The sequence below is a fragment of the Caulobacter sp. UC70_42 genome, from assembly GCF_044056025.1.
In the GTDB taxonomy this organism is placed as follows: Bacteria; Pseudomonadota; Alphaproteobacteria; order Caulobacterales; family Caulobacteraceae; genus Caulobacter.
On the sequence record NZ_CP171994.1, the window covers coordinates 4,570,211 to 4,595,522 of the forward strand.

Genomic DNA, 25,312 nt, shown 5'->3' on the forward strand with positions numbered 1-25,312 from the left:
CTCAAACGCCTAGGAGAGGCTTGAAGGCGCAGAGTCGTTCGGCCTCGTCGTCGAGCGCGACGTCCTCGACCTGAAGCCAGCAATGGGCCTGGAAGGGCCAGGTGCGAACGCCGAACACCCAGGTCGTCCGGTGACCCAGGGTGCCCAGGAACGCGGCCAGCATGCCGCTGCGAAAGAGGCACGCCCCGTCGAGCGGAAGCCAGGGCGATATCCGTCGCCAGACGGCGAGGTCGGCGAGGAGCGCGGGCAGATCCACCCCGGCTTCGCTCGGCTTGGCGCCCGCGTGGTCCTGGACCAGCTGGCGGAAGGTGCGGCTGCGAGACGTCAGCGCCGCGCGAACGGCCGGCGCCAGGGCCAGAAAATGTTTGCCGCGAATACGGGCCTTTCCGCCCTCCTGGCTCTCAAGCATTTGCCGTGCCGTGCGTGTGGGCGAGCGAGGCGGTCGAGCGCGTAGGCTTTCGAGCGTTCCATGCTCTGCCAAGCCCGCCGCCACCAGCTCCTGCGCGAGCAAGTCGTCTTCCGTGTCGATCCGGCTACCGTCCAGCCGGGCCAGGCCCGGTGGAAGTGGGAGGCAGAAATAGGCGTCCGCGTCGATGTCGAGGAAGACCAGGTCATCATCGATGATCGTGGCGTGGACGGGCTCAGGTAGATGAAGACACACGCTTAATCTCCGTGGGCGAAGGCCAACCGCCGGCGGGGGCGAGCGCACCCCGCCGGCGACCGGGTCAGGCGTTCTGGAATTCGCGCGGCAGCACGATTTCCGAGGTCTGGCCGTCGGAGCCTTCGGTCAGCTTCTTGGCCGAGCCGACGCGGATCAGGCGTTGGGTCATGATGGTCTCTCCTCTTTGGATCGATCGCGGAATGCGACGACAACTCAAGGAGGCGACGGCCGAGAACTATATTCAAATCTATATTTGCCGAGCCCGGCGCCCCTCGGCCGACGACGCAAGGTCGCGCCCGGGGCCAGTGACGCCTCGCGGATCAGGCGGTCGCCATGCCACGTGGCGGCTTTCGAAGAGCCGAGATCGATCCGTCGAACGATCATGGACGCTTCTCCAATCAAGGGCGTTTGAGGAACGGGCGACGGGCGCGTTTCGGCGCCTGTTCGCCGACGCCGTCAAACGCCCGAGTAGAGCTTGCCGGTCATGTCTTCAGGCACGAGCTCGATGTCGCCGGCCAGGGTCAGGGTCTTGGCCGAACCGAGCGCGATCAGTTTGAAGGTGGTGCGCATCGCAATCTCCTTTTGGATGCGGGTTCGCCGCGTGATTGCGGCCCCCCATCGAGCGGCCCGCGCCGATCTATTTTCAAATCTATAGTTGCGGTCCGAGATGCGCGGCGATCGCCGCCCCCAGGATCGCGCCGCTGCGGCGCACGCGCCTTGCGAAGTAGCGCCGGACGCGCTCGGCGATCTCGCCAGCTTCGGGTGGCCAGCTTTCGGGCGAAAGGCAGGCGTGTTCGGCATGGGCAAACGGCGCGATCTGCGCCAGGACGCGCCGGAACTCCGCGCCCAAGGCGAGGTTGTCGGCTTGCGCGGCAAGGCTCAGAAGCATCTCGACAGGTCCCTCCCCCGCTGGCGCGATCGGCTCGCGCGAGCGCACCAGCGCCAAGCCAAGAATGCCGGCCAGGCCGTAGACACCCGCCAGCGAGGCTGCGTCATGGATCACGCCCGCATAGCCGGCGGGCGTATGAGCGACGAGACCCTCACCCGCCAGACGAGACAAGGCTTCGCGCACGGGCGTGGGGCTTACCCCAAGCCTTGCGGCGATCGCGTTGACCGGCAAAGGCGCCCTTGAAGGGGGCCCGCGTCGGTGACTTGCGCGCGCAAGGCTTGCAAGGATCTTTCGAAAGGGTCGCGGTCTCTGCCCACCGCCAAGTCTCCAGGTTTGACCTTGGAGCCTCGTGCCGCCGCCCGGCCCGCGTCCAACAAGATCGCACCCCGCTGGACGCCTCGGCCGATTGGGCTGTGGACAGTCCGAGGAACGCGCAACCTTCCAAACAGGGGCCGCTGAAATGCTGCCGGTAAAAGGCAATATCTTGCCGGTCCTCACGCAGCTTTTCGGCGCAAAGACCAAAGGCCCCATGAAAAGTCGGGTTTGAAGCGGCTCGCTCAGCCGTCGGACGGCCGACACACGCCAAAATGGTTGCGGTCGCACGTAATTGTCGGACTACTAGCCTTCAGGTTGATTATGTGGCGTGGAGTAACCGATGGCCGCCAAAACCAAGGCCGCCAAGTCAAAGGCCGCCGCTCCGAAGACGGCCCTGGCTCGTCAGGGGCGCCTGCTCTCCAAGATCCTCGAGATGCTCCGCAAGGAGCGCGGCATGTCGCAGGAGGACGTCGCCGCGGCCATGGCGATGCCGATCAGGACCTACTCCGACTTCGAGCGCGGGACGCGGGCCTACGACTTCAACAAGGTGCGCTTGTTCGCCAAGGCGACGAACACCGACGCCAACGCCATCCATCTGGGGGTGCAGTACAACTGGCCTGAACTGCCGCTGCTGCTGATGGATAACAAGATGGCGACGGCGTTCTTTGTGCTGACCCGAGACCTCCACACGGCGTTCGGGCCCAGACTGTCGCGCGTGCCCGCCGCCCTGTGGGTCGCTGGATTCCGCCACATCGAAGAGCAGATCCGCAAGCACTTCGAGCGGCAGGACGCCAGCATCGACGATTACATCGCCCGCGCCATCGCCAAGACCTATGAGGAGCCTTCGCGCGATGACGAGGACGACAGCTGATCCGTTCTAGTCGGGCAGTGGCGGCGCGGCCTTGTCACCGGGCTTGTCCTTGTCCTCGGCCCGGCGGATCCAGGTCAGCGGCAAGGCGCCGTCCTCGGCCGCCATCAGCCGAACATTGACGGGCTCGGACCAGGCCGGATCGTCGAGCTTGACGTTGAGCAGCGCGCCGCTGGCGTCACTGGCGCGCCAGGCGGCGCCAACTTCGTTCTCACCGAGCATGACCAGGTAGTCCGGCCCCCTGGCGTTGCCGCGCGTGGCCGGAACCAGCTTCAGCGCCGCGTCCAGCGCCAGGGTCGCCACGCGCCCGACGAACCCGTCGCCTTCGCGACGGAAATGACCGATGACCGACATCTTGGGATCTCCGAAAGCCCGCCGTCTCCACTTGGTGGGCGCCAGATGGCGGCCCGGCCGGGCGATGGGGGGAGGATCGCGCTATGGCCGGGCCGCCGCGGCCCTGACGCTGGTGGGGAGCAGCGACAGGACCAGGCTTCGCGGACCTGATCCTGGACGCCCGGCGGGCGTTTGGAGGCGTCCGTCCGGACCGCGCAAACCCTTGTCGCGCAAAGGCTTTCATCGCTCAATCCACCGGAAATCTCCGCCCCCGAAAGACAGCCTCTGGGAAAGAATCGGAAAGTCTCCCTACCCTCCGAGGAACGGGAATCGGGAGGGCTGTCCATGGATATGGGCGGGACGGTGATGATCGAGGGGCGGTGGTTCATCAGCCTGAATCACCACGATGGACGCTTCGCGCGCGGCGCGGGGCGCTTTGCGTTCTCGCGTCGCGACGCCGACGGCGGGCGCACGATCTTCTGCCTTGAAGAGGCGCAGGACATCAGCCGCGTCGCCGGCCCCGATCACCAAATTTGGAGCCATGCCATCTCCCAGGGGATGAACGAAGTGCTGGTGCATCTTTCCGCAGCGCGCGCGCCGCTCGTGCCGGAAGGCGCGCGGATCGAGGCGCCGCCGCTGCGCTTTGACTTCCCCCAGACAGGCGATAGCGACGGCGTCGTCGTCGCGTTCGAAGGGCGGGCGGCGTGAGCAGCGCAAAGCTCGGCAAGTCGCGTGCGCGCGCGCCCTTCACGCTTTTGCGCGCGGCGCGCGCTTCATGGCCATGCCCGGCGTCCTGGCCGTGATGGACGGGGCCAGCGCGCTGGCCGCCGCCCCCTGCGTTTCGCCGCCGCCCGCGCCCTTGGGCCTTGGCCATGGCGTCTGCCGCGCCAAGGATCTCGCCCCCGCGCCGGGTGGCGCGAGGGCGGATCTGAGGTCTTAGGCCTCTGGGTTCCAGATCAGGGCGAAGACGTCGTCGTCGTCCTGGCCGGCGGCCCGGCCCAGCTGGCACTTGATGACGCTGGGGCCAACGTCGGGGTGGGAAAGGTTCAGGGTCACGTACTCGTTGCCGCTGACCTGACCGACGTTGATCCAGCCCGCGCCCAGTTCGACCCCGTTGGACACGACCCGATAGTCGGGGAAGTTGGCGACGGGCTTTTCGCGGACCGGGATGATGTCGATGTCGGCGTGGATGCGCATCGTCTTGAGCGTGCCCTTGAAGGCGCCGGTTTGCGAGCGGGTGACGGTGCCAAGCGTTGCCATGGTGTATGCCTTTTTCCTGTTCCGCCCGGGGCCGATCCCCGAGCGTGGACCCGCCGCATGGGGTGGCTAAGAGGCCGGCTGACCCTTTAAGGGCCGCAGCGCAGCGAAGGACTGACGGGCCGGAAGGTTTTTGGAGCGCAGCGTCCGCGAGGAGGCGCCGACCGCAGGGCGGCGGCGGGGAAAAAGCTTACGGAACGGCGGTTCGGGCCGGACTTGACGCCCCATAGGGTTCACACACAGCTCGGAAATCGACCTCGGGTGGAACAGGCAAAAGGCAAGCCGCCATGGCGAGCTTGGCGCTGTCGTCCGCTCGCAAGCCCGCGCCTTCCAGGGCCTGCTCAAGGCGATGCGCATCGATGTCGATCTCGATGTCAGCGGGTCTCGCGACAGGCCCGTCGCCGACGTCCCGACCATCGGGTCGTGGCCGACGGGGTCGGCCTGGGCGCTGGCTGGATCAATGTCGGTCAGGCCCGCGCCGACGAGGCCGTGACCCTGAACCTCTCCCATGCCGACGATGGCTCCCACGTCGTCGAGCGCCAGCCGGGCTGGACCGCCGGTTCGGACGACGACGACGTCCTCGCCCTGATCTGAAACCCGGAGGCCGAAGCCTTCAAATCCGCCCTCGCGCCACCCGGCGCGGGGGCGAGATCCTTGAGGCGGCAGACGCCATGGCCAAGGCCCGAGGGCGCGGGCGGCGGTCTATCCGCCAGGGCGCGCTGAAGCTTTCAGGTCACAGGTCATCAGGATCAACAAGAGCGAGGAACCGCGCGAACCCTCGGAGAGCTCTTCAATCCGATGCCTGACCTCAACAGCGCCAGCCCGCACGACATCGCCGACGCGGGCTTGGACCCGCTGCTGGCGCGCACGATCGCGTTCTGGCGGCCCTATCGCTGCTGGGACGACCTTTTGCGGATCAGCGAGTTGGACGAGACGGCGATCGAACGGCTCCGAACTCGGGGCTTCGAGATCATCGCACCCGACACCTCGGCCTGGTCAGAGCCAAAGCGCTTCCGCCTCTCGAACGGCTAAGCCCAAATCGGCCGACCGGGCCGCCGGCAAGGCGCCGCATCGTCAGAAGCCGCCTGGATGTGACCGCGGCGCTGATACGGACGCCTGTGAGAACTGTGAGTGGGCGCTGGCGATCTGAAGCGCAAGTCGGACGCCGTCAACGCCTCCCTGCGGCAATCAAAGGAAAAGCCCGGGAAACTCCTGGCCGCCGGAAAACTGCGGCGCTGATACGATTGCCGCAATGATCGCCTCTCCCTTACGAGCTCATGATCGCTTCCCTTGGCTCGCGAGGAAGGTACAACAAGGGCATGGCGCGAAGGGCGACAGGATCGAACTGGTGGGCGCGGGGGCTGATGCTCCTGAGCGCTCTCCTGCTATTCGCCGCGCCGGCCATGCCTTCCGTCGCCGCCATGCCCAGGAGCGATTGCTGCGAGGACATGCCCTGCCATGACCAGAGCAAGAAAACGCTGTGCCCCGAGGCGTGTGTGATCGCCTGTCAGGTCATTGTCGCGCCTGAAGCTTTGATCATCGGCCCGGCTGAGATCGGCTCCGCGCCTATTGCGCCGATGATCTTCTTACGGCTGCCAGGGCGCGTATTGGCCCCGGAGCTTTCCCCCGCCCCGGTGACACCGAGTTCAGACGCAAATCCCATCAATCTGAAATCGGAAAATTACCATGAAACGCATCTTCTCGACCGCAGCCTTCATGCTGCTGGCTTCCGCCACGGCCGCCTACGCCGCCGCACCGGATGCCGTGACCAAAGCCGTTCAAGCCTGCTGCGCCCTTGGCGCGGCTTGCTGCAACGGCGGCCCTTGCTGCTGATCTAGGCGACGAGGTTAGACGGGACGCCCGCCTCTTTGGAGGCGGGCGCCTTGCCTTTTGGCCTAGGCGAGATTGGCTTCCAGCACCTTCTCGACGGCGACTACATCACGCCAGACGCCGTCCAGCTTGCCGTGCTTCTCATGAACACCTACCTCGCGGAAACCGACCGACCGCAGCAGCGCCAGACTGGCCTTGTTCTCGACGAAGACGCGGGACAGCAGCTTCCAGAACCCAGCCTTTGCCGCCTCCTCGATCAACGCCGTCATGGCCACAGCGCCCACGCCTTGACCACGATTGGCCCGTCGCACATAGACCGAGAACTCGGCGATGCCGGCGTAGCAGCAACGGTCGGCGTAGGAGAACGTGGCGGCGTAGCCAGCGATCTGGCCGCCCTCGTCCAAGACGACAACGATGGGGTGGCGATCATCGAACCAACCCAGGATCTGATCGACGGCGCGCGGCGACGTCTCGAAGGTGGCGATCCGATCCGCGATCCCCTCGTTGTAGATTTCGACGATCGCGGGCGCGTCGGCGACCGTGGCGGTCCGCGTTGTCAGTTCGGGCTTGGTCATACCGTTTCGGCCTTCTGCGTTTCGTGGTTCATCGCCGCCGCGCCAAGTTCGACGTGCTCAGCAATTCGTCCATCGGCTTTCCGCTCGCTGTAGCGATCGACAAGGTAAGCGGCGCGGTCGCGGGTCAGCAGCGTGAACTTCACCAGTTCCTCCATGACATCGACGACGCGGTCGTAGTAGGCGGACGGCTTCATGCGGTCGTCGTCGCCAAACTCCTTGTAGGCCATGGCCACTGACGACTGGTTGGGGATGGTGATCATCCGCATCCAACGCCCCAGCAGGCGCAGGGCGTTGACCGCGTTGAACGACTGCGACCCGCCGCTAACCTGCATCACCGCCAAGGTCCGGCCCTGGGTCGGCCGGACACTGCCGATCTCCAGCGGAATCCAGTCGATCTGGGACTTCATGATGCCCGAGATCGCGCCGTGTCGTTCGGGGCTGCACCAGACCTGGCCCTCCGACCAAAGCGACAGCGCCCGAAGCTCCTGGACCTTGGGATGGTCAGGCCCGGTAGCGTCAGGGAGCGGTAGATCGCGAGGATCGAAAATCCGGGTCTCGCAGCCCAGGGCCTGGAGGATGCGCGCGGCCTCCTGCGTCAGCAGCCGGCTGAACGAGCGCTCCCGCAGCGAGCCATAGAGCAGCAGAATACGCGGCGGGTGGGTGGACGGGGCCTTCACCTCCAGCTTGGCCTGGTCGGTCGGCGCCAGGAACTGCGGCTGCAAAGCGGGAAACTCGGTCATCAAGCTACTCCAACAATTGTCATTGATCCGTCTCATATTTCCAGCATATTGGAAATATGGAATCGAAAGCCGCCGCCGCAAGCCTGTCCGCCCTCGGCCATGAGGGGCGACTGGCGATCTTCCGCCTGCTGGTCAAGGCCGGCCCGACCGGCATCGCGGCGGGCGAAATCGCGCGGCGACTGGCCATGTTGCCCAATAGCCTTTCGGCGAACCTCAACGTGTTGTCGCACGCGGGCCTGATCACCTCGCGCCGCGAAGGCCGCTCGATCATCTACTGCGCCAACTACGCGGCCATGACCGGCTTGCTCGGCTTCCTGATGGAAGACTGCTGCAACGGCGCCCCGAGATCTGCGCGCCCTTGAGCGACATCGTCGCCAAGGCTGCCGACTGCGATGGAACCTGCCTTACCGAACTGGAGACGGCATGACCGACGACACCCGCCACCGCCCGCTCAACGTCCTCTTTCTCTGCACCCACAACTCGGCGCGCTCGGTCATGGCCGAGTCGATCATGAACCGGGTCGGCGCCGGGCGCTTCAAGGCCTTCTCGGCTGGCTCGACACCAAGCGGCGTTCTCGATCCCCGAGCGATCAGCCTCCTGCAACACCTGAACTACAAGACCGACCACCTGCGGTCCAAGGCCTGGGACGAGTTCGCGATCCTCAACAATCCGGACGCCCCCGACCTCGATTTCGTGTTCACCGTTTGCGACAACGCCGCCGGCGAGGTCTGCCCGATCTGGCCGGGCCAGCCGATGACCGCCCACTGGGGTATTCCTAATCCCGGCTCGACCGAAGGGACCGAAGCGGAAATCGCCTTGGCATTCGCCGACGCCTATCGCCAGCTCAACAGCCGCATCACCCTTTTCTGCGCGCTACCGATGGCGTCGCTGGACCGCCTTTCGCTGCAACGCCGTCTCGACGAGATCGGCCAGTCAAAAGCGCCCGACTCCTCGGTCGCCTGATCCCTATCGCTTTGCTTTTCCTTGGTGAGCCATGTCTGACGCCGATTTCCCGATCGTCATCTTCCACAACCCTGCCTGCGGCACCTCACGCAACGTCGTGGCGATGGTCGAGGCGGCCGGTTACACGCCCAAGATCATCGAATATCTGAAGGCCGGCTGGAGCCACGATCAACTGCGGGAATTGGCCAGCGAGGCGGGACTGACCTTCCGCCAGTTGATGCGCGAGAAGGGCACGCCCGCCGCCGAGTTGGGCCTGCTGGGCGGGACGGCGACCGAGGAACAAATCCTCGACGCCATGGTCGCCCACCCCATCCTGGTCAATCGCCCGATCGTGGTCACGCCCAAGGGCGTCAGGCTCTGCCGCCCATCGGAGGTCGTGCTCGATCTCCTCGACCGCAAGCCAGCGAGCTTCACCAAGGAAGACGGCGAAGTCGTCGTCCTGTGATCCTCGCGCTCCTGATCTTCCTGCTCACGATCACCCTGGTCATTTGGCAGCCCAAGGGTCTCAGCATCGGCTGGAGCGCGACTATCGGCGCCGTGCTGGCCCTCGCCACCGGCGTCGTCCATCTCGGCGATATCGCCACGGTCTGGCAGATCGTCTGGAACGCCACCGGCGCCTTCGTCGCCGTCATCATCATCAGCTTGCTACTCGACGAGGCGGGATTCTTCGAGTGGGCGGCCTTGCACGTCGCGCGCTGGGGTGGCGGCAAGGGGCGGTTGCTGTTCGCCTCGATCGTCCTGCTGGGGGCGGCGGTGTCGTCGCTGTTCGCCAACGATGGAGCGGCCTTGATCCTGACGCCGATCGTCATCGCCATGCTGATGGCCCTGGGCTTCAAGGACAAGGCAACCCTGGCCTTCGTTATGGCGGCGGGGTTCATTGCGGACATGGCCAGCTTACCGCTGGTGGTGTCCAACCTCGTCAACATCGTCTCTGCCGACTTCTTCAAAATTGGCTTCGCCCGTTACGCCTCGGTGATGATCCCGGTCGACCTCGCGGCCATCGCCGCCACGCTCGGCGCGCTGCTGCTCTATTTCCGGCGCGACATCCCCGCCGCCTATGCCGCCGGTCAACTGAAACCGCCGCGCGAGGCCATCAAGGACCAGGCGACCTTCAAGGCGGGTTTTCTCGTGCTGGCCCTGCTGCTGATCGGATTCTTCGCCCTGGAGCCGCTGGGCGTGCCGGTCAGCGCGACAGCGGCGGTCGGCGCCGTGGTGCTTCTGGCCGTCGCCGGCCGTGGCCACGTCATCAGCACCCGCAAGGTGCTCAAGGGCGCGCCCTGGCAGGTCGTGATCTTCTCGTTGGGCATGTACTTGGTTGTCTATGGCCTGCGGAACGCTGGCCTCACCGATCAGGTCGCGGGTCTGCTCAATCACTTCGCCAAGGGCGGGGTGTGGGGCGCAGCTTTCGGGACCGGCATCCTGACGGCGCTGTTGTCATCGGTGATGAACAACATGCCCACCGTCCTGGTCGGTGCCCTGTCAATCGACGCCAGCGGCGCCACAGGCGCCGTGAAAGAGGCGATGATCTACGCCAATGTCATTGGCAGCGATCTCGGCCCCAAGATCACGCCGATTGGATCACTGGCGACGCTGCTTTGGCTGCACGTGCTGAGCGCCAAAGGGATCAAGATCTCTTGGGGTTACTACTTCAAGGTCGGCATCGTGCTGACGACGCCGATCTTGTTGATCACGTTGGCGGCTTTGGCTCTGCGACTGACGCTCGGGCGATAGCGCCGGCCGCCAACTTCCGACCACTGAGGGAAACAGAAGGCACCTTCAGGAAACTGCGGGAAACTCCTGACATAGGTGCCCCGAACACGATTCGAACGACGTCTGGGCTGAATGTGGAATTGGGCTAGGGCGCTCCAGCGCGAGAAGCCCTAAGCTCGCCAAGAGTGGATCTTGAGCGCGCACCGAGGATTAGGCTGCAGGCCAAGCATAAGGAAAGCCGGACGAGCATGCCCGTCCGGCCATCGAACGCAGACCTTGCCGGTTCACGCGGCGGGCTGGTCGGCGCCGGACGTCACCTCCAGCGCCCGCACCCGCTTGAGCAGCGGGGCCACGACCTTGGCCCGCTGCGCGGGCGGGAACGGCCTTCTGGTGTAGGCGCCCGCCGGGAAGGTCAGCCAGCGCGGCGTCCACTTCTCGACCTTGGGCCGGTCGCCCGTGCCGTCGAGGAAGTCGCGCAAGATGGCTTTCTGGGTCCGCACCTTCTCGGTGACATTGCCATCGGCGACCTTCTTGCCGCCGACCTCGCGCAGCATGGCGTTGATCGCCTCGCGATCCTTGATGCCGTCGAAGAACGCATCGTCCGGGGTCCAGAAGGCTCCCATGTCCACCTCCAGATAGGTCCCGGCCGCCTCGACCTCGATGGAGCCCGCCGCCAGGGTCTCGCCCATGACGACGGCGGCGATGGCCAGGACGTCGGGGTCCGGTAGGGACAGGAGTTTGGCGAAGACCGCCGAGACCCCGCCCGCATAGCCGCGCGAGACGACCTCACCGTCGCCGCTGGCGCCCAGGAGCTTGAGCACTCGCAAGCGTTCGGCGGCGAACTTGGTCTCGGCGGCGCTGGCGGCGAGGCTGTCGGCGGCCAGTTGCGAGCCCGCGCCCAGCGGATCGCTCTCCACGCGCCAGTAGCGAGACCCGGCCAGGACGTGGGCCACCATCAGGCGCAAGGCCACGTCGAGATGCTCGGTGAGGACGGCGCGGACGGCCGCGCGGCGGTGCAGGTCGATATAGGTCTGCTGGGCCAGGGTGACCTCGGCCCGCTCGGACTTGGCGCCCTCCCCGCCCGCCTCGCCGCCCGCCTGCCCGTCCTGGCCGGACTTGGCGGCGGCCTCGGCGCGGCGAGCCTCCTTGGCCGTCAGCCAACCTTCATGCACCTCCACCGCGCCGTGGTGGGTGACGCTGATGAAGACCTTGCCGCCCTTGTCCTTGGGCGTGCGCACATGGTTGTAGCTGGCGAAATAGGACCCAGCTTCCATCACCTCGACATCGGTCCAGCCCTGCGCCTTCAGCGCCTCGGCCTGGGCGGCGATGGCCTCGTTCTGGAAACGCCAGAAGAGCGCCGGGTCGGTGAAATAGCTGTCTTCGCCGAAGAGGTCGCCGATGATCGCGCCGGGATAGTCGTCGAGCTTGAAGAGCGCCCGCGAGGCAGGGATGGCTTCGCCGCCGAACAGCCAGGCCTTGAGGTTAGCGCCGCGCGGCTCGCGCTGGGCCGGGTCATCGAAGAGGTCGAGCCAGGCCTTCTGCTGGGCCTTGGTCGCCAGGGTCAGCTGACGGGTGGTGGCCACGTCGATTTCCTCGCGGCGGTACAGTTTGCGCACACGCGGGATCAGATTGCCCAGCGCCAGGATGCGCCGCACGACCACGTCGGAGAGGCCGAAGGTGACGCCAAGCTCCTCCGGGGTCCGGCCAAGCCGGATGAGCTGAACGAACCGCTCCCACTGGGCCACCTCGCCCGGCGGCAGGCGCGCGATGTTCTCCAGCAGCGAGGCCTCGATGGCGGCGGCGTCGTCGTCAGGATCGAGCACGACGACGTTGAAGTCGTCGACGTCGATCCCCTCGGCGATGACGGACAGGGTCGCCAGCCAGCGGCGGCGTCCGGCCACCACGCCGTAGTGGCCGGGCACGATGGCGCCGTCGCTGAAGGTCTCCTGGACGATGAGCGGCACCAGGACGCCCTTCTGGCGGATCGAGCCGAGGATGTCGGAGCAGTCGGGGTCCGGCTCGCCATAGTGCATGTTGAGCTTGGACAGAGTGAGGTTGCGGGGGTCGGCATGGGTGACGCGCATGGGAGGTCTCCGTTCGCGCTGGGGTGAACCGGCCGCGTGGGCTTTGAGGCTTGATCCACGCGGCCGGGCGCGCGCAAGGGCGGGCGCTGGCCGCCGCCGGACCAAGGTCCGGCGGCCAGATGGCGGGATCAGTTCGGGCGGCCTCTCGGGACCGACATCAGGACTTGAACGGCGCCTTCTGCGGTCGCGATCGAGCCGAAGCGGCGCGCGAGCGCGGCCCAGCGCGAGATCGGCACGTGACCGACAAAATGCGGGTCGCGCAGGATGCGGGCGCGGAAGGGCAGCCTGATCGCCTCAAGCTCGTCGAGGCTGACATAGCCAAGTTCGGGACAGCCCTGGTCGAGGTCGCAGAGGCCAAAGAGGCTATCGGCGTCCTGGGCGATCTCGGTGATAAGCCAGCGGCCCGGCCCGACCGGGTTGAAGAGTTTGAGGACCGGGACCGGGTCCCAGGTTCGCCCCTCGGCCTCATTCAGGTTCATGCCGTTGGCGATCAGCCGGGACATCAGGTCCCTAGGGATCAGGTTGGGGGGGATCAGGTCGCCTGTCTTGGGGACGCGCGGGTTCATGCCACCGCCTCCAGGCTGGCGAGCGCCCCGCAAGCAGGGTCCGCCGTCTCGGCGTCGCCGACGTCGGGGTCCGCCGTCTGCGCGCCCGGCGCGAGGTCCGTGCGACGCGGGTCGAAGGCCAGCAGGAAGTCGGCCGCCTTGCTGGCCTTGGCGGCGGCGCGGAAGATGGCGCGATTGTCCTCCTTGAGGATGGCCAGCCACGCGCCGAGATAGTCGGCATGGCGCACGGTGGGCGACACGCCCAGGGCGGCGCAGGAAAACGCCGCCGACAGCTCGGCCACCAGCTCCTCGAAGCCGTAGGCCTTGGAGCCGAACCGGCCAGTCTGGTCGCGGTCCAGGCGCGAGCGGTGGCCTGTCCAGTGGGACAACTCGTGCAAGGCCGTGCGGTAGTAGTCGATTTGATGGGTAAAGGCCGGTTGCGGCGGCACGCGGACGTAATCGGGTCCGGGGGCGTAATAGGCCTCGTCTCCCCCGATGCGGAAATCCGCGCCCGTGGCCAGGATCAGCGCCTCGACGTGGGGGATGATCTCGCGCTCGGGCGGTGGCGGTCCTTCCGGCGCCAGGGCGTCCAAGCCCTCGCACTGGGCGATGTTGAAGACGGTGAAGGGTTTGAGGAAGAGCACGCTTCCCGGCGCCTCGCCCGCCTTGGCCGCGCGTTCGGCCTCGGCCTTGGGCGTGAAGCGATCGGCGAAGACCAAGGTCGTGCCGCGTTCTCCCTTCATCACCTGCCCGCCCGCCTTTTGGGCCTGCCGGAAGGTCAGCCATGCCTGACGACCATAGCCGCGCTCGATCAGCGCGCCCCACAGCAGGAGGATGTTGACACCCGAATAGGCCCGTCCGGTGGTGGCGTTGCGCGGCAGGCCGGGCGCGGCCCCCACGCCCTTGCGCCAGGGCCTGACCCAGGGCGCGGCCCCGGCCTCCAGCTGGCTGATGATGGCGCCGGTGACCTCGTCGTAGAGACTAACGCGGGGCTCGCGCGGCGCCTTGGCGGGCCGGACCGAGCCGGGCTTTGCCGACGCGCGGCGTTGGCGGGAAGTGCTCATGGCTGTCCTCCTCACCGCCCCAAGCCCACATCCTTTCCCCGGAAAGGGGGGTGGGCGGCGAAGAGCGACCGAAGAGGCCCGGTTGAGCGGGCGGCGGCACCCGAAGGGCCGGAACGCCAGTGGAGGAGACGGCCCGCAGGGCCGGCTTGCCGCCGTCCGCGGCGGGCCTAGAAGGACGCGTCGCCCACCCCCCTTTTTGGAGAAAGGAAAAGAAAGAAAGTCAGCGCGCGCCAGCGCGCTGGCCTTATGGGAAACGTCGTGAGCGCCTCTTAGCGCACGGCGCGAAGCGGGATAGACGAACTCGAATGCTCCTGGCTCTGACCCTCGCCGCCCTAATCGCCTGCGACGACCCGCCCGTGCATGACGGCGACACCCTGCGCTGCGGGACTGAAAGCGTGCGGCTCTTCGGCGTCGATGCGCCCGAGGTCCGTTGGGGCAAAAGAGCCGCTCAGCCCTTCGCCGACGAGGCCCGGCAGACCCTGTTCGACCTTACGCGCGGCCGGGTCGCCTGCCGGTTCGTCAATCGTGATCGTTATGGCCGCTATGTCGGCAAGTGCTGGTCCAGCCACAGCCCTGACCTCAACGCCGCCCTGATCCGCAGCGGCTTCGCCAAGGAGTACCGGCGCTACAGCAAGGGCGCTTATGGACGCTTCGAAAACGAGGCGCGCAACGCGCGGCGCGGGCTGTGGAGCGCCGCTCCGGCGCCTTGAGCCTTACCGAAATTGCGGTCCGACCACCGCCATGGCCTCTTTATCAGGCCCGCGTCATCGGTGATCTGATGGACCTCGACAAGACCCTCGAACGCCTTGACGCGGACGTCACCGCCGCGATCAGCGAAGCGGTCACACCCGATCGCGCGGCCCAATGGTATCGGGTCGGGGCCAAAGCCATCGAGCTCATTGAGCAGATCCGCGACATGCGCCTGGCTTATCAGCCGGCCAACGACTCAGCCTAGGCGGCCCTGGCCGACGCGCTCGGTGCGAAAGCCGATCGCCGCATGGCGGGCGCGAGCCTCCGCTGGCCATAACGCCAGGCGGCCGCGAGCAGCTCGGCGGCGACATCGGCTTCAAGACTGGCCAGACGCGCCAGCACGATCCCGGCGTTGCGTCTGCGCCCCGGCTCGGAAGACAGCCCCGGGCTCAGGGCCATGGCCCAAGGCTGGTCACGCGGATCAAGTTTGATCGCCGCCCAGCCCCGCGCCGGCCAATTGACGGTCGCGATCGCCTTGCCCCCGACATGAAATTGGACCGTGTCGAGGACAGGGCGGGTCACGACGTTGCCGCCAAGGCCCCGCACCAGGATTTCAAATTCGTCCGACGTCATCTTGTCCGCCTCTTACGGCGCGATGGAAAAGCGAGTCGCCGTTGGCGCAAAGGTCTGCCTCGGACGCGCCAATCACGGACGTAGCCCTGCGCGACCGCCGCGTCGCGACAATCTGACCCGTCCCACGCGTCTCGCCCGACCTGGATTGCGCATTTGGATTTCCTATCTAAGACCCTGACAAGACACAGGAGTTACAGACGGGAATGGCAGGCGGCTGGACACACGACGGGGGCGTTCTCGACCAGATCGAAGACACGGTGACCGACGGGGTTCTCAATGCACGGGCCCGCCTTCCCGCCGGCGAGAGCCTGCTGTTCTGCATCGAGTGCGGCGAGGACATTCCTGAAGCCAGACGGCGCGCCCTCCCCGGCTGTCGCACGTGCATCGCGTGCCAGACCGGTCGCGACAGCCAGGTGGTCTTCAGCAACATCAATCGGCGCGGCAGCAAGGACAGCCAACTGCGCTGAACCAGCATGATTGAGGATGGCGCGCTCTAGTGGCCGCGCGGTGCTCATGGGCTCGGTACTGACCCGCCGCATCTCAAAACGCGGCGGCGATACCTGGAGCCGGGCTCGAGGACTTGGCGCCTTGGGCCCTCCCTATGCGTTGCGTCTTTTGACTCGCCGCCGCTTCACTAGATGATCAAGGCTGCTCCCATGACCCGTGAACGTCTCGCCGCCGCCAGGTCGCTGATCGCCGTGGAGCTCATCGGCGAGCCCGGCTATCTCCAAACCCTCCCAGCCACCATGCACTTGGGCGTCGGTCAGGGTGATCTTCCCCCGAGAGAGTGGACGGGGTTAAGCCGCTCTACGTTCGGCCTCGGCGGGGCTGATATAGCCTAGAGCCGAGTGCAGGCGACGGGAATTGTAGAAGCCCTCGATATAGCCGAACAGATCGCGCCGGGCCTCGGCGCGGGTGGCGTAGATCCGATGATGGACGCGCTCGGTCTTGAGGGTGTGGAAGAAGCTCTCCATCGGGGCGTTATCCCAGCAGTCGCCCTTGCGGCTCATGGAGGGGGTGATGCCGGCTTGGGCCAGGGCCGAGCGATAGGCCTCGGCGGCATATTGAATGCCGCGATCCGAATGATGGATGAGGCCGGGCGCGGGCTTTTGGCGTGCGATGGCCATGGTCAGGGCTTCCAGGGCGATCTGGGTGTGCAGGGTGTCGCGCATCGACCAGCCGACGAGTTTGCGGGTGTGCATGTCGAGGACGCCGGCCAGGTAGAGCCAGCCTTCGCCAGTCGGGATGTAGGTGAGATCGGCCAGCCAGACCTGGCCTGGAGCCGCCGCCTGGAAGTTGCGGGCGAGCCTGTTGGGCGCGATCGGATAGCCATGGCGGCTGTCGGTGGTGCGGGTACGGCGAGGCAACGCGGCCAGGCCGCGCAAGCCCGCCCGGCGCATCAACCGCTCGACCCGCGAGCGCCCAACGCGGCGCCCATGACCGCGCAGGACGGCGTGGACGCGCGGCGAACCATAGGTCCCACAGCTCTCGGCATGGATCAGGCGGATGTCCTCGGTCAGCGCGCGATTGGCCGCCGCCCGCCGGCTCTCGGGCCTGACGCGCCAGGCATAGTAGCCGCTGGCCGACAGACCCAGGACCCGACACATCACCCGAACCGGCCAGGCGCCGCGGTGCTCATCGACGAACCCGAACTTCATCGGGAGGCCGCTCCGAAGATGAGCGCGGCTTTTTTTAGGATGTCGCGCTCCATCCGCAGATGGTCGTTCTCGCGACGCAGGCGGGCGTTCTCGGCGGCCAGATCAGACGGCGACGGGGCCGGCGCTTGCGTGTGGGCGCGCCGCGCCGGCCCCATCACCTGCGTCCCGTACTGCATCATCCATCGTCGCAGGACCGTCTCGTGCAGGCCCAACTCCCGGGCCACCATGCCGGCCGACAGGCCGCTGCTGGCGACACGGTCAACCGCTTCTCGTTTGAAGGTCTCCGGAAAGACCCGACGCTTCACGCTCATCAGACACTCCTCTCCAGCTCCGAAAAGCTAGCATGGGTGTCCACTCAAGCGAGGGAGGATCAGGGCGGCCGTGTCCTCGTCTGGCTGGACGATGAAGAGCGCGAAGAGCCCTTGCTCGATCCGGTGCGGCCCGATCGGCCGCCGGAAGTCGAGCTTCACGGAGAAGGCGCGTTGCCCCGGGCGGTGCTGAACCATCCGCGCGCCGAGTACGTGGAGACGTTCTTTGACGGGTTGGGCGATCCCGAGGCCGCGCCCTTGGGCTGGTGGCACGCGCGGGTCTGGCTCAAGGCCGCATAGCCATTCGCTGAGGGCGCTTTTCAGGCGCTCGCGCCATCGATAGCGTCAGGAACCGTCGCCAGGAGCCTTCGATAGATGTGTTGGTGTGGACGGCCTCTCATCCCAACGGTTTGATGGCGCTTAGCGTCAACAAGCCAGTCGAGAGGAGAGCAACATGGTTACACCAGTGCGTATCGGCATGGACACGGCTAAGTCCGTGTTCCAGCTCCACGGAGTGGATGAGAACGAGATTGTAGTTCTGCGGCGCCAGCTCCGGCGCGCCGACATGATCCGCTACTTCGAAAAGCTTCCGCCGGCCCTTGTCGCCATCGAGTCCTGCGGCAGTTCCCACCATTGGGCGCGGCTCCTGGAGTCATTCGGCCACGAGGTGAAGCTGATCCCGCCGCAGTACGTGAAGCCGTACGTTAAGCGCGGGAAGAACGACGCGGCCGACGCCGAAGCGCTCTGCGAGGCCGTCACCAGGCCGACGATGCGCTTCGTGCCTGTAAAGTCCAAGGAGCGTCAGGCGGCCTGCATGTTGATGACCGTGCGCGAACGCCTGGTCATGGTGAAGTCGCAGCTCAGCAACTCTTTCCGGAGCTATGCGGCGGAGTTTGGGATCGTGGGCCCGTCCGGCCGGCAGAACGTCAACGGTCTGATCGCGCGTGTCCTCGAAGATGACACGCTGCCGGAACTGGCCCGCGAGCTGTTCCACTTCCAGGCCAAGGAGTACGCCGCAGTCGAGGCGCGCCTGGCGGAGATCGACGCGAAGCTAATGAAGTGGCACCGCGCTGACGAGCTGAGCCGGCGCATCGCCACCATTCCCGGCGTCGGTCCTATTGGCTCGACGATGCTGAGCATGAAAGCGCCGCCGGCGGAGACCTTCGGCTCCGGGCGCGACTTCGCGGCCTGGCTTGGTCTCACGCCGCGAGACCATTCGACGGGCGGTCGATCAAGGCTCGGCGGGATCACCAAGGCCGGAGATCCATCGATCCGGTCAACGCTGATCGTCGGGGCCACAGCGCTGCTGCGCCATGTGCGCCTCGGGCATACAAAGCCATCGCCATGGCTGGCCAAGCTCATGGAGCGGAAGCCGCCCAAGCTGGTCGCGGTAGCGATGGCCAACAAGTTCGCCAGGATCGCTTGGCGGCTGATGGTGTCGGGCGGAGTATACACCCGACCCGCAGCGCTGAACCCGACCTGATCTGAGACCGGCGCCCGGAAGCCAACGAGGCTGCACCCGGACCGCCCAGGAGACTTGCACGAACGAATAGATGGAAATGACCGATCGGTCGGTACGCGCGACATTCCGAAGATTGCACTGGCACCCAGATGTCGCCAATGTGTTTGGAGCGCGAGTAGCGAACACCATCTTGGCCAGCGAGGTTTCCTCGCGCAAACAGGCCGGACATCTGATAGCAAGCGATTAGGTCAGATAGTCTACGCGTTCACTGCAAGCGGGGGGCCGTCCACATCTGTTGGTGTGGACGGCCTCTCATCCCAACGGTTTGATGGCGCTTAGCGTCAACAAGCCAGTCGAGAGGAGAGCAACATGGTTACACCAGTGCGTATCGGCATGGACACGGCTAAGTCCGTGTTCCAGCTCCACGGAGTGGATGAGAACGAGATTGTAGTTCTGCGGCGCCAGCTCCGGCGCGCCGACATGATCCGCTACTTCGAAAAGCTTCCGCCGGCCCTTGTCGCCATCGAGTCCTGCGGCAGTTCCCACCATTGGGCGCGGCTCCTGGAGTCATTCGGCCACGAGGTGAAGCTGATCCCGCCGCAGTACGTGAAGCCGTACGTTAAGCGCGGGAAGAACGACGCGGCCGACGCCGAAGCGCTCTGCGAGGCCGTCACCAGGCCGACGATGCGCTTCGTGCCTGTAAAGTCCAAGGAGCGTCAGGCGGCCTGCATGTTGATGACCGTGCGCGAACGCCTGGTCATGGTGAAGTCGCAGCTCAGCAACTCTTTCCGGAGCTATGCGGCGGAGTTTGGGATCGTGGGCCCGTCCGGCCGGCAGAACGTCAACGGTCTGATCGCGCGTGTCCTCGAAGATGACACGCTGCCGGAACTGGCCCGCGAGCTGTTCCACTTCCAGGCCAAGGAGTACGCCGCAGTCGAGGCGCGCCTGGCGGAGATCGACGCGAAGCTAATGAAGTGGCACCGCGCTGACGAGCTGAGCCGGCGCATCGCCACCATTCCCGGCGTCGGTCCTATTGGCTCGACGATGCTGAGCATGAAAGCGCCGCCGGCGGAGACCTTCGGCTCCGGGCGCGACTTCGCGGCCTGGCTTGGTCTCACGCCGCGAGACCATTCGACGGGCGGTCGATCAAGGCTCGGCGGGATCACCAAGGCCGGAGATCCATCGATCCGGTCAACGCTGATCGTCGGGGCCACAGCGCTGCTGCGCCATGTGCGCCTCGGGCATACAAAGCCATCGCCATGGCTGGCCAAGCTCATGGAGCGGAAGCCGCCCAAGCTGGTCGCGGTAGCGATGGCCAACAAGTTCGCCAGGATCGCTTGGCGGCTGATGGTGTCGGGCGGAGTATACACCCGACCCGCAGCGCTGAACCCGACCTGATCTGAGACCGGCGCCCGGAAGCCAACGAGGCTGCACCCGGACCGCCCAGGAGACTTGCACGAACGAATAGATGGAAATGACCGATCGGTCGGTACGCGCGACATTCCGAAGATTGCACTGGCACCCAGATGTCGCCAATGTGTTTGGAGCGCGAGTAGCGAACACCATCTTGGCCAGCGAGGTTTCCTCGCGCAAACAGGCCGGACATCTGATAGCAAGCGATTAGGTCAGATAGTCTACGCGTTCACTGCAAGCGGGGGGCCGTCCACATCTGCAATCTCTATGCCCTGATGAAGGCGCGCGCCGAAGTCGCCGCCCTGGCGCGGGCGATGACCGACCTCAATAACAATCAGCCGCCGATGCCCGGGATCTATCCGGACTACGCCGCGCCGATCATCACTCATGGCGAGGATGGCGCGCGGGTAATGCGCGACGCGCGGTGGGGCATGCCGTCGTCGAGACAAGCCTTGTTCGAGGCCGCCACGGAGCGAGCCAACAAGCTGCGCGCCAAGGGCACGGAGTTCGATTTCGACGAGCTACTGAAGATGGAGCCCGACAAGGGTACGACGAACGTCCGCAACACGGTCAGCCAGAAGACCGGCAAGATAAACACCCACTGGGCGCCGTGGCTGGGCGCCGGCAGCCGATGCCTTGTGCCGTTCACATCGTTCGCCGAACCCGACCAGGACCACGAGAAGACCCGAAAGAACATCTGGTTCGCCCTCGACGAGACCCGTCCTACCGCCTTCTTCGCCGGCATCTGGACGCCGCATGCCTGCGTGCGGATGAAGAGCAAGGGCTGGGAGGACATTGTCGCCTATGGCTTCCTGACGACGGACTCGGCCGAGCCGGTGAAGACCTACCATTCCAAGGCTATGCCGGTGATCCTGACCGAGCCCGAGGAATGGGACCTCTGGATGAGCGATGCGCCTTGGCCAGAGGTCGCCAAGCTTCAACGCCCTTTGTCCAACCGCCTGAAGATCGTCGCCTTCGGCGGCAAGAGCGACGAGGTGGTTCCAGCCTAGCGCTCAGCGTCAGGCGGGGTCCACGACCAGGGACCATCGTAAAGGTGGGGAAGACGGCGATGTCCTTGCACCCGCACCCTTCCTCACCGCTGCAGGAAAGCCGCGCGGCGATGTCGGCGATCTTCACGTGGGTCCGATCGCCGAATTTCTCCACCAAGTCCTGTGGCGTCCATTCGATCAGTCGCGGGCATTCGCGGCAGCAGATAGCCAGCGAGTAGCCTTTAGTGAGGAACGTCCTGACCGTATCGGCGCCGATCTGGCCCAGATGGAAGCGTCGCATGAGCGCATCGGGCGGGCGCTTGAGCGTCGAAATCGGCTTGTCGGGCGCCTGAGACAATCTCCGCTCTCCTCTGCGCAAATCCGTGGCCGTGCCTTAGAGGTGCTAAACCGCGCTCGCCGAGCGCACGCCTAGCTCGCCCGGCGCAGCGTCTCGTCTACCGTGGCCGCTGGCAACTGAACATAGAACCAGGCGAGGTCAGGATGGCGTTCGGCGAGATCGGCGAACGCGCGACGGATCGTGCCCGTCAAAGCCGGATTCTTGGCGCACATCGAAACCACCAAGGCCGCGCTGTTGCGCAAGGTCGGATTGCGAAGCGAGGCGCGCTGCTCCTCGAGCCGTCGGCGATGGCGATGGGCGCTTTGGGTGTCCGGCAGGTCGACGATCGCCCGCTCAACGTCCTTGAGGGTCTCGGCGATGGTTTCGGCCAAGCCGATCTCCAAGGCCAGGGTCAGGAACTCACCCTCGATACGCGACACGACCAGCACTCCGATGACGACCTAGGATGGACCGTTTCCGCCACGCCTTCCTTTGTGGCGCGGCGTCGCGGTCCTTTTGGTTTCACGCTATTGCGGTCGCTCGCTCAAGGAGAAAGTTCCCGTTTCGTTCACAGAGTGCTAAATAGCTGGGGACATGGAGTCGCCGCCCCGCAAAATCATCCATATCGACATGGACGCCTTCTATGCGTCGGTCGAACAACGCGATGATCCAAGCCTGCGCGGCAAGCCGGTGGTGGTCGGCTCGCCGGCCGCGCGCGGGGTGATCGCCGCGGCCAGTTATGAGGCCCGCAAGTTCGGGGTGCGTTCGGCGATGCCGTCGTCGACGGCCCTGCGAAAGTGCCCGCAGCTCGTCTTCGTCCCGCATCGGTTCGAGGTCTATCGCGCCGTCTCGCGCCAGATCCACGGCATCTTCGCCGACTACACCGATCTGATAGAGCCGCTGTCGCTCGACGAAGCCTATCTCGATGTCAGTGCTGATCTGGCCAGCGTGGGCAGCGCCACTGAAACCGCCAGACTTATTCGCCAGCGCATCGCCGCCGAGACGGGTCTGACCGCGTCGGCGGGGATCTCGTACAACAAGTTTCTAGCCAAGATGGCGTCGGACCAGAACAAGCCCAACGGCCAGTTCCTCGTCGCGCCTGGCAAGGGTCAGGCATTCGTCGCCACCCTACCGATTGGCCGCTTCTACGGCGTCGGCCAGGTCACTGAAGACAAGATGAAGCGCTTAAAGATCGAGACCGGCGAGGACCTGCATCGGCAATCATTGGAGTACTTGGTCCATCATTTCGGTCGGTCGGGTCCGTGGTTCTACGATATCGCACGCGGCATCGATGACCGGCCGGTCAATCCCGATCGCGAGCGCAAGTCGTCTGGCTCGGAGACCACCTTCGAGACCGATCTGCTCGATACCGCGCGGATCGAAGCCGAGGTCGCCGCCCTGGCCGACAAGGTCTTTGCCTGGTGCGGCAAGGCGCAAGCCTTTGGTCGCACCGCCACGGTCAAGATCAAGTATGCCGACTTCGAGCAGGCGACGCGCCGACGCTCGCTCCCAAGCGCTATCTCCGACGCCGCCACCCTGCGCGGTCTCGCACAAGACCTCGTCCGGTCGGTCTATCCCCTTCGGAGGGGCGTGCGGCTGCTCGGCGTGACCGTTTCGAACTTCGCCGGCGCCCCGCCGGCCGTGCAGGCCGTCCTGCCCGTCTAGGTTAGAGGTCGCCAGCACCTTGGACGGCCTTCGCCAGACACGTGGTCACTCAGCGCCACGGCGACGGAAGGGGCTAAGGACCGCTGACGGGCAGCGCGCCATTTCCGCTTTCGACCCTTTGCTGACCTTACTCACGCCACCTATAGAACAACGATGAGCTTATCTTTTGGACCTGACTGGGAGCGTGGACTGTGGGCCTCGCCATATCGGCTCAGATTTGAGCTGAACCAGGGTGACTCCTACGTGACCATGTTCACGAGCAGCTACGATCGTGCACGCGTCCTAGCCCGGGCAGCTCTCCCGACAGACAACTTGATTGGTGTCATCGCGGCCTATCCTGATCCCAAACGAGAAATAGGAGCGAAGTGGCGAGGCTGGAACAAGGGTACCGCCTTCGGACACCTAGAGGAGATGGGAGTGCCAACCGAGTCGAATCTAGCGACTTGGAGCGGTTATCGCTGGCCGGAGGAGGCGAGCGACGACGAGGCTAAACCTTGGCTCCATCGCGCTGTACAGCTGACTTGGGATCAAGCCGACATCTTGCTCTGGAACCAGATTGCAGATGTGGACGGCCCCCCGCTTGCAGTGAACGCGTAGACTATCTGACCTAATCGCTTGCTATCAGATGTCCGGCCTGTTTGCGCGAGGAAACCTCGCTGGCCAAGATGGTGTTCGCTACTCGCGCTCCAAACACATTGGCGACATCTGGGTGCCAGTGCAATCTTCGGAATGTCGCGCGTACCGACCGATCGGTCATTTCCATCTATTCGTTCGTGCAAGTCTCCTGGGCGGTCCGGGTGCAGCCTCGTTGGCTTCCGGGCGCCGGTCTCAGATCAGGTCGGGTTCAGCGCTGCGGGTCGGGTGTATACTCCGCCCGACACCATCAGCCGCCAAGCGATCCTGGCGAACTTGTTGGCCATCGCTACCGCGACCAGCTTGGGCGGCTTCCGCTCCATGAGCTTGGCCAGCCATGGCGATGGCTTTGTATGCCCGAGGCGCACATGGCGCAGCAGCGCTGTGGCCCCGACGATCAGCGTTGACCGGATCGATGGATCTCCGGCCTTGGTGATCCCGCCGAGCCTTGATCGACCGCCCGTCGAATGGTCTCGCGGCGTGAGACCAAGCCAGGCCGCGAAGTCGCGCCCGGAGCCGAAGGTCTCCGCCGGCGGCGCTTTCATGCTCAGCATCGTCGAGCCAATAGGACCGACGCCGGGAATGGTGGCGATGCGCCGGCTCAGCTCGTCAGCGCGGTGCCACTTCATTAGCTTCGCGTCGATCTCCGCCAGGCGCGCCTCGACTGCGGCGTACTCCTTGGCCTGGAAGTGGAACAGCTCGCGGGCCAGTTCCGGCAGCGTGTCATCTTCGAGGACACGCGCGATCAGACCGTTGACGTTCTGCCGGCCGGACGGGCCCACGATCCCAAACTCCGCCGCATAGCTCCGGAAAGAGTTGCTGAGCTGCGACTTCACCATGACCAGGCGTTCGCGCACGGTCATCAACATGCAGGCCGCCTGACGCTCCTTGGACTTTACAGGCACGAAGCGCATCGTCGGCCTGGTGACGGCCTCGCAGAGCGCTTCGGCGTCGGCCGCGTCGTTCTTCCCGCGCTTAACGTACGGCTTCACGTACTGCGGCGGGATCAGCTTCACCTCGTGGCCGAATGACTCCAGGAGCCGCGCCCAATGGTGGGAACTGCCGCAGGACTCGATGGCGACAAGGGCCGGCGGAAGCTTTTCGAAGTAGCGGATCATGTCGGCGCGCCGGAGCTGGCGCCGCAGAACTACAATCTCGTTCTCATCCACTCCGTGGAGCTGGAACACGGACTTAGCCGTGTCCATGCCGATACGCACTGGTGTAACCATGTTGCTCTCCTCTCGACTGGCTTGTTGACGCTAAGCGCCATCAAACCGTTGGGATGAGAGGCCGTCCACACCAACACATGACATCGGCGTCATGCCGCAAGCGCCCGTCATGTCTAAACTTGTCGACCTGGAGCGAGGCGTGTCGGTCAATGCCTATGACGACCGAGGCATGGACATCACCTCTATCGCCAAGGAAACGACATCTGGACTTTACCAGCGGTTCGACAAGTGGCTCCTAGACTACGATCGCCCCAGGATGACCGAGGCGTTCGAAGGCTGACGCAACGTCCGACAACCACCCCGAACAGACCTTCGCCCCGTCCGCTTTCCGGAATGGCGCCTAAGGTCCGGTCTCAGGCGCGGACCTCATTTCCGCACCCGACCCTCAGCGGACCTACAAATCCACTAACCAATCAGCAGCTTGTCTATCGCGGCGTACTTGAGCACCAACTGAGCCCTCA

At 65.6% G+C, this 25,312-nt stretch carries 31 protein-coding genes and 2 pseudogenes; 20 read left to right on the forward strand and 13 right to left on the reverse strand.

The window, feature by feature from the left end; translation table 11 throughout:
* Position 1: 1 nt before the first annotated feature.
* Positions 2-409 carry a lasso peptide biosynthesis B2 protein gene (locus ACHMW8_RS22910; RefSeq protein WP_395443832.1) on the reverse strand — a complete coding sequence of 136 codons (408 nt, stop codon included), beginning with the start codon at positions 407-409 and terminating at the stop codon, positions 2-4.
* Positions 410-469: 60 nt separating this feature from the next.
* On the opposite strand from ACHMW8_RS22910, the gene ACHMW8_RS22915 reads away from it, so the two are divergent.
* Positions 470-649 carry a hypothetical protein gene (locus tag ACHMW8_RS22915; RefSeq protein WP_395443833.1) on the forward strand — a complete coding sequence of 60 codons (180 nt, stop codon included), beginning with the start codon at positions 470-472 and terminating at the stop codon, positions 647-649.
* Between the two features lie 1,041 nt (positions 650-1,690).
* On the opposite strand, the pseudogene ACHMW8_RS22920 reads toward ACHMW8_RS22915, so the two are convergent.
* A pseudogene (locus ACHMW8_RS22920) lies at positions 1,691-1,787 on the reverse strand (GntR family transcriptional regulator); the annotation flags it as partial.
* 418 nt (positions 1,788-2,205) lie between these two features.
* Between ACHMW8_RS22920 and ACHMW8_RS22925 the strand changes: the two are divergent.
* Positions 2,206-2,736: a helix-turn-helix domain-containing protein gene (locus ACHMW8_RS22925; protein WP_395443834.1), complete on the forward strand. Its 531-nt coding sequence runs from the start codon at positions 2,206-2,208 to the stop codon at positions 2,734-2,736.
* A 6-nt stretch (positions 2,737-2,742) separates the two neighbouring features.
* Here ACHMW8_RS22925 and ACHMW8_RS22930 read toward each other — a convergent pair whose 3' ends face one another.
* A complete protein-coding gene (locus ACHMW8_RS22930) occupies positions 2,743-3,087 on the reverse strand; it encodes a DUF736 domain-containing protein (protein WP_395443835.1) in 345 nt (114 codons plus the stop codon).
* Between the two features lie 324 nt (positions 3,088-3,411).
* On the opposite strand from ACHMW8_RS22930, the gene ACHMW8_RS22935 reads away from it, so the two are divergent.
* Both ACHMW8_RS22935 and ACHMW8_RS22940 read left to right on the forward strand, forming a co-directional pair.
* Positions 3,412-3,774 (forward strand): hypothetical protein, encoded by a 363-nt coding sequence (locus ACHMW8_RS22935; protein WP_395443836.1) that lies wholly within the window; start codon positions 3,412-3,414, stop codon positions 3,772-3,774.
* Positions 3,775-3,841: 67 nt separating this feature from the next.
* Positions 3,842-4,006, forward strand: a complete 165-nt coding sequence (locus tag ACHMW8_RS22940) for a hypothetical protein (protein ID WP_395443837.1) — start codon at positions 3,842-3,844, stop codon at positions 4,004-4,006.
* Here the strand turns inward: ACHMW8_RS22940 and ACHMW8_RS22945 are convergent.
* On the reverse strand, positions 4,003-4,326 hold the full coding sequence (locus ACHMW8_RS22945; protein ID WP_395443838.1) for a DUF736 domain-containing protein: 324 nt from the start codon (positions 4,324-4,326) through the stop codon (positions 4,003-4,005). The genes ACHMW8_RS22940 and ACHMW8_RS22945 overlap by 4 nt on opposite strands.
* 420 nt (positions 4,327-4,746) lie before the next feature.
* Here ACHMW8_RS22945 and ACHMW8_RS22950 point away from each other — a divergent pair, with 420 nt between their 5' ends.
* From ACHMW8_RS22950 to ACHMW8_RS22960, 3 genes are all read left to right on the forward strand, one after another.
* A complete protein-coding gene (locus tag ACHMW8_RS22950) occupies positions 4,747-4,917 on the forward strand; it encodes a hypothetical protein (protein WP_395443839.1) in 171 nt (56 codons plus the stop codon).
* 204 nt (positions 4,918-5,121) lie between these two features.
* The gene (locus ACHMW8_RS22955) at positions 5,122-5,355 is read left to right on the forward strand and encodes a hypothetical protein (protein ID WP_395443840.1); all 234 of its coding nucleotides are present in this window, start codon (positions 5,122-5,124) and stop codon (positions 5,353-5,355) included.
* Positions 5,356-5,600: 245 nt separating this feature from the next.
* On the forward strand, positions 5,601-6,161 hold the full coding sequence (locus tag ACHMW8_RS22960; RefSeq protein WP_395443841.1) for a hypothetical protein: 561 nt from the start codon (positions 5,601-5,603) through the stop codon (positions 6,159-6,161).
* A gap of 57 nt (positions 6,162-6,218) precedes the next feature.
* Here the strand turns inward: ACHMW8_RS22960 and ACHMW8_RS22965 are convergent, their stop codons facing one another.
* Positions 6,219-6,728, reverse strand: a complete 510-nt coding sequence (locus ACHMW8_RS22965) for an arsinothricin resistance N-acetyltransferase ArsN1 family A (RefSeq protein WP_395443842.1) — start codon at positions 6,726-6,728, stop codon at positions 6,219-6,221.
* Positions 6,725-7,468 (reverse strand): arsenical resistance protein ArsH, encoded by a 744-nt coding sequence (gene arsH / locus ACHMW8_RS22970; RefSeq protein WP_395443843.1) that lies wholly within the window; start codon positions 7,466-7,468, stop codon positions 6,725-6,727. The genes ACHMW8_RS22965 and arsH overlap by 4 nt, the downstream gene beginning before the upstream one ends.
* 56 nt (positions 7,469-7,524) lie before the next feature.
* Here arsH and ACHMW8_RS22975 point away from each other — a divergent pair.
* The 4 genes and pseudogenes from ACHMW8_RS22975 (at position 7,525) to ACHMW8_RS22990 (ending at position 10,162) form a co-directional block, all read left to right on the forward strand.
* A pseudogene (locus ACHMW8_RS22975) lies at positions 7,525-7,895 on the forward strand (ArsR/SmtB family transcription factor).
* Positions 7,892-8,431 (forward strand): arsenate reductase ArsC, encoded by a 540-nt coding sequence (locus tag ACHMW8_RS22980; RefSeq protein ID WP_395443844.1) that lies wholly within the window; start codon positions 7,892-7,894, stop codon positions 8,429-8,431. Before ACHMW8_RS22975 ends, ACHMW8_RS22980 begins: the two are co-directional and overlap by 4 nt.
* Positions 8,432-8,462: 31 nt before the next feature.
* Positions 8,463-8,876 carry an arsenate reductase (glutaredoxin) gene (gene arsC, locus ACHMW8_RS22985; RefSeq protein WP_395443845.1) on the forward strand — a complete coding sequence of 138 codons (414 nt, stop codon included), beginning with the start codon at positions 8,463-8,465 and terminating at the stop codon, positions 8,874-8,876.
* Entirely contained in the window at positions 8,873-10,162 is a 1,290-nt protein-coding gene (locus tag ACHMW8_RS22990) for an arsenic transporter (RefSeq protein ID WP_395443846.1), read from the forward strand. Before arsC ends, ACHMW8_RS22990 begins: the two co-directional genes overlap by 4 nt.
* Positions 10,163-10,425: 263 nt before the next feature.
* On the opposite strand, the gene ACHMW8_RS22995 is transcribed toward ACHMW8_RS22990, so the two are convergent.
* From ACHMW8_RS22995 to ACHMW8_RS23005, 3 genes are all read right to left on the reverse strand, one after another.
* On the reverse strand, positions 10,426-12,225 hold the full coding sequence (locus ACHMW8_RS22995) for a ParB/RepB/Spo0J family partition protein (protein ID WP_395443847.1): 1,800 nt from the start codon (positions 12,223-12,225) through the stop codon (positions 10,426-10,428).
* 128 nt (positions 12,226-12,353) lie between these two features.
* Positions 12,354-12,791 (reverse strand): DUF2958 domain-containing protein, encoded by a 438-nt coding sequence (locus ACHMW8_RS23000; RefSeq protein ID WP_395443848.1) that lies wholly within the window; start codon positions 12,789-12,791, stop codon positions 12,354-12,356.
* Complete coding sequence (locus ACHMW8_RS23005) at positions 12,788-13,834, reverse strand: ArdC family protein (protein ID WP_395443849.1); 1,047 nt, start codon at positions 13,832-13,834, stop codon at positions 12,788-12,790. The genes ACHMW8_RS23000 and ACHMW8_RS23005 overlap by 4 nt, the downstream gene beginning before the upstream one ends.
* A gap of 305 nt (positions 13,835-14,139) precedes the next feature.
* On the opposite strand from ACHMW8_RS23005, the gene ACHMW8_RS23010 reads away from it, so the two are divergent.
* Together ACHMW8_RS23010 and ACHMW8_RS23015 are read left to right on the forward strand one after the other, a co-directional pair.
* Positions 14,140-14,544 (forward strand): thermonuclease family protein, encoded by a 405-nt coding sequence (locus ACHMW8_RS23010; RefSeq protein WP_395443850.1) that lies wholly within the window; start codon positions 14,140-14,142, stop codon positions 14,542-14,544.
* A 68-nt stretch (positions 14,545-14,612) separates the two neighbouring features.
* A complete protein-coding gene (locus ACHMW8_RS23015; RefSeq protein ID WP_395443851.1) occupies positions 14,613-14,789 on the forward strand; it encodes a hypothetical protein in 177 nt (58 codons plus the stop codon).
* Here the strand turns inward: ACHMW8_RS23015 and ACHMW8_RS23020 are convergent.
* A complete protein-coding gene (locus ACHMW8_RS23020) occupies positions 14,786-15,157 on the reverse strand; it encodes a hypothetical protein (protein ID WP_395443852.1) in 372 nt (123 codons plus the stop codon). The genes ACHMW8_RS23015 and ACHMW8_RS23020 overlap by 4 nt on opposite strands.
* A 203-nt stretch (positions 15,158-15,360) precedes the next feature.
* Here ACHMW8_RS23020 and ACHMW8_RS23025 point away from each other — a divergent pair, with 203 nt between their 5' ends.
* Positions 15,361-15,624 (forward strand): DksA/TraR family C4-type zinc finger protein, encoded by a 264-nt coding sequence (locus ACHMW8_RS23025; RefSeq protein ID WP_395443853.1) that lies wholly within the window; start codon positions 15,361-15,363, stop codon positions 15,622-15,624.
* A 330-nt stretch (positions 15,625-15,954) separates the two neighbouring features.
* On the opposite strand, the gene ACHMW8_RS23030 is transcribed toward ACHMW8_RS23025, so the two are convergent.
* Positions 15,955-17,126 (reverse strand): IS3 family transposase gene (locus ACHMW8_RS23030; protein ID WP_395443854.1). Its coding sequence is split into 2 segments (ribosomal slippage): positions 15,955-16,853 and positions 16,853-17,126, totalling 1,173 coding nucleotides; the frame shifts between segments, so codons are not numbered across the junction.
* A gap of 36 nt (positions 17,127-17,162) precedes the next feature.
* On the opposite strand from ACHMW8_RS23030, the gene ACHMW8_RS23035 reads away from it, so the two are divergent.
* The 4 genes from ACHMW8_RS23035 (at position 17,163) to ACHMW8_RS23050 (ending at position 21,008) form a co-directional block, all read left to right on the forward strand.
* A complete protein-coding gene (locus ACHMW8_RS23035; protein WP_395443855.1) occupies positions 17,163-17,423 on the forward strand; it encodes a hypothetical protein in 261 nt (86 codons plus the stop codon).
* 154 nt (positions 17,424-17,577) lie between these two features.
* Positions 17,578-18,606, forward strand: coding sequence for an IS110 family transposase (locus tag ACHMW8_RS23040; protein WP_395443856.1), 1,029 nt, complete (start codon positions 17,578-17,580; stop codon positions 18,604-18,606).
* A gap of 348 nt (positions 18,607-18,954) precedes the next feature.
* A complete protein-coding gene (locus ACHMW8_RS23045) occupies positions 18,955-19,983 on the forward strand; it encodes an IS110 family transposase (RefSeq protein WP_395443856.1) in 1,029 nt (342 codons plus the stop codon).
* A 269-nt stretch (positions 19,984-20,252) separates the two neighbouring features.
* Positions 20,253-21,008 (forward strand): SOS response-associated peptidase family protein, encoded by a 756-nt coding sequence (locus ACHMW8_RS23050; protein WP_395446039.1) that lies wholly within the window; start codon positions 20,253-20,255, stop codon positions 21,006-21,008.
* A gap of 408 nt (positions 21,009-21,416) precedes the next feature.
* On the opposite strand, the gene ACHMW8_RS23055 is transcribed toward ACHMW8_RS23050, so the two are convergent.
* Positions 21,417-21,764 (reverse strand): hypothetical protein, encoded by a 348-nt coding sequence (locus ACHMW8_RS23055; RefSeq protein ID WP_395443857.1) that lies wholly within the window; start codon positions 21,762-21,764, stop codon positions 21,417-21,419.
* Positions 21,765-21,918: 154 nt separating this feature from the next.
* Between ACHMW8_RS23055 and dinB the strand changes: the two genes are divergently transcribed.
* On the forward strand, positions 21,919-22,989 hold the full coding sequence (gene dinB, locus ACHMW8_RS23060) for a DNA polymerase IV (RefSeq protein WP_395443858.1): 1,071 nt from the start codon (positions 21,919-21,921) through the stop codon (positions 22,987-22,989).
* Between the two features lie 833 nt (positions 22,990-23,822).
* Here the strand turns inward: dinB and ACHMW8_RS23065 are convergent.
* On the reverse strand, positions 23,823-24,851 hold the full coding sequence (locus tag ACHMW8_RS23065) for an IS110 family transposase (RefSeq protein WP_395443856.1): 1,029 nt from the start codon (positions 24,849-24,851) through the stop codon (positions 23,823-23,825).
* A gap of 109 nt (positions 24,852-24,960) precedes the next feature.
* Here ACHMW8_RS23065 and ACHMW8_RS23070 point away from each other — a divergent pair, with 109 nt between their 5' ends.
* Complete coding sequence (locus tag ACHMW8_RS23070; protein WP_395443859.1) at positions 24,961-25,131, forward strand: DUF3885 domain-containing protein; 171 nt, start codon at positions 24,961-24,963, stop codon at positions 25,129-25,131.
* Positions 25,132-25,312: the final 181 nt, after the last annotated feature.

Coding starts and splice junctions, on each gene's coding strand:
- ACHMW8_RS23040 (WP_395443856.1), top strand. CDS start 17,578: ATGGTTACACCAGTGCGTATCGGCATGGACACGGCTAAGTCCGTGTTC.
- ACHMW8_RS22930 (WP_395443835.1), bottom strand. CDS start 3,087: ATGTCGGTCATCGGTCATTTCCGTCGCGAAGGCGACGGGTTCGTCGGG.
- ACHMW8_RS22955 (WP_395443840.1), top strand. CDS start 5,122: ATGCCTGACCTCAACAGCGCCAGCCCGCACGACATCGCCGACGCGGGC.
- ACHMW8_RS22980 (WP_395443844.1), top strand. CDS start 7,892: ATGACCGACGACACCCGCCACCGCCCGCTCAACGTCCTCTTTCTCTGC.
- ACHMW8_RS23005 (WP_395443849.1), bottom strand. CDS start 13,834: ATGAGCACTTCCCGCCAACGCCGCGCGTCGGCAAAGCCCGGCTCGGTC.
- ACHMW8_RS22940 (WP_395443837.1), top strand. CDS start 3,842: ATGGCCATGCCCGGCGTCCTGGCCGTGATGGACGGGGCCAGCGCGCTG.
- ACHMW8_RS22910 (WP_395443832.1), bottom strand. CDS start 409: ATGCTTGAGAGCCAGGAGGGCGGAAAGGCCCGTATTCGCGGCAAACAT.
- ACHMW8_RS22960 (WP_395443841.1), top strand. CDS start 5,601: ATGATCGCTTCCCTTGGCTCGCGAGGAAGGTACAACAAGGGCATGGCG.
- ACHMW8_RS23070 (WP_395443859.1), top strand. CDS start 24,961: ATGTCTAAACTTGTCGACCTGGAGCGAGGCGTGTCGGTCAATGCCTAT.
- ACHMW8_RS22935 (WP_395443836.1), top strand. CDS start 3,412: ATGGATATGGGCGGGACGGTGATGATCGAGGGGCGGTGGTTCATCAGC.
- ACHMW8_RS23020 (WP_395443852.1), bottom strand. CDS start 15,157: ATGACGTCGGACGAATTTGAAATCCTGGTGCGGGGCCTTGGCGGCAAC.
- dinB (WP_395443858.1), top strand. CDS start 21,919: ATGGAGTCGCCGCCCCGCAAAATCATCCATATCGACATGGACGCCTTC.
- ACHMW8_RS23010 (WP_395443850.1), top strand. CDS start 14,140: ATGCTCCTGGCTCTGACCCTCGCCGCCCTAATCGCCTGCGACGACCCG.
- ACHMW8_RS23015 (WP_395443851.1), top strand. CDS start 14,613: ATGGACCTCGACAAGACCCTCGAACGCCTTGACGCGGACGTCACCGCC.
- ACHMW8_RS22915 (WP_395443833.1), top strand. CDS start 470: ATGCTCTGCCAAGCCCGCCGCCACCAGCTCCTGCGCGAGCAAGTCGTC.
- ACHMW8_RS23025 (WP_395443853.1), top strand. CDS start 15,361: ATGGCAGGCGGCTGGACACACGACGGGGGCGTTCTCGACCAGATCGAA.
- ACHMW8_RS23045 (WP_395443856.1), top strand. CDS start 18,955: ATGGTTACACCAGTGCGTATCGGCATGGACACGGCTAAGTCCGTGTTC.
- ACHMW8_RS22965 (WP_395443842.1), bottom strand. CDS start 6,728: ATGACCAAGCCCGAACTGACAACGCGGACCGCCACGGTCGCCGACGCG.
- ACHMW8_RS23000 (WP_395443848.1), bottom strand. CDS start 12,791: ATGAACCCGCGCGTCCCCAAGACAGGCGACCTGATCCCCCCCAACCTG.
- arsC (WP_395443845.1), top strand. CDS start 8,463: ATGTCTGACGCCGATTTCCCGATCGTCATCTTCCACAACCCTGCCTGC.
- ACHMW8_RS22925 (WP_395443834.1), top strand. CDS start 2,206: ATGGCCGCCAAAACCAAGGCCGCCAAGTCAAAGGCCGCCGCTCCGAAG.
- arsH (WP_395443843.1), bottom strand. CDS start 7,468: ATGACCGAGTTTCCCGCTTTGCAGCCGCAGTTCCTGGCGCCGACCGAC.
- ACHMW8_RS22945 (WP_395443838.1), bottom strand. CDS start 4,326: ATGGCAACGCTTGGCACCGTCACCCGCTCGCAAACCGGCGCCTTCAAG.
- ACHMW8_RS23065 (WP_395443856.1), bottom strand. CDS start 24,851: ATGGTTACACCAGTGCGTATCGGCATGGACACGGCTAAGTCCGTGTTC.
- ACHMW8_RS22995 (WP_395443847.1), bottom strand. CDS start 12,225: ATGCGCGTCACCCATGCCGACCCCCGCAACCTCACTCTGTCCAAGCTC.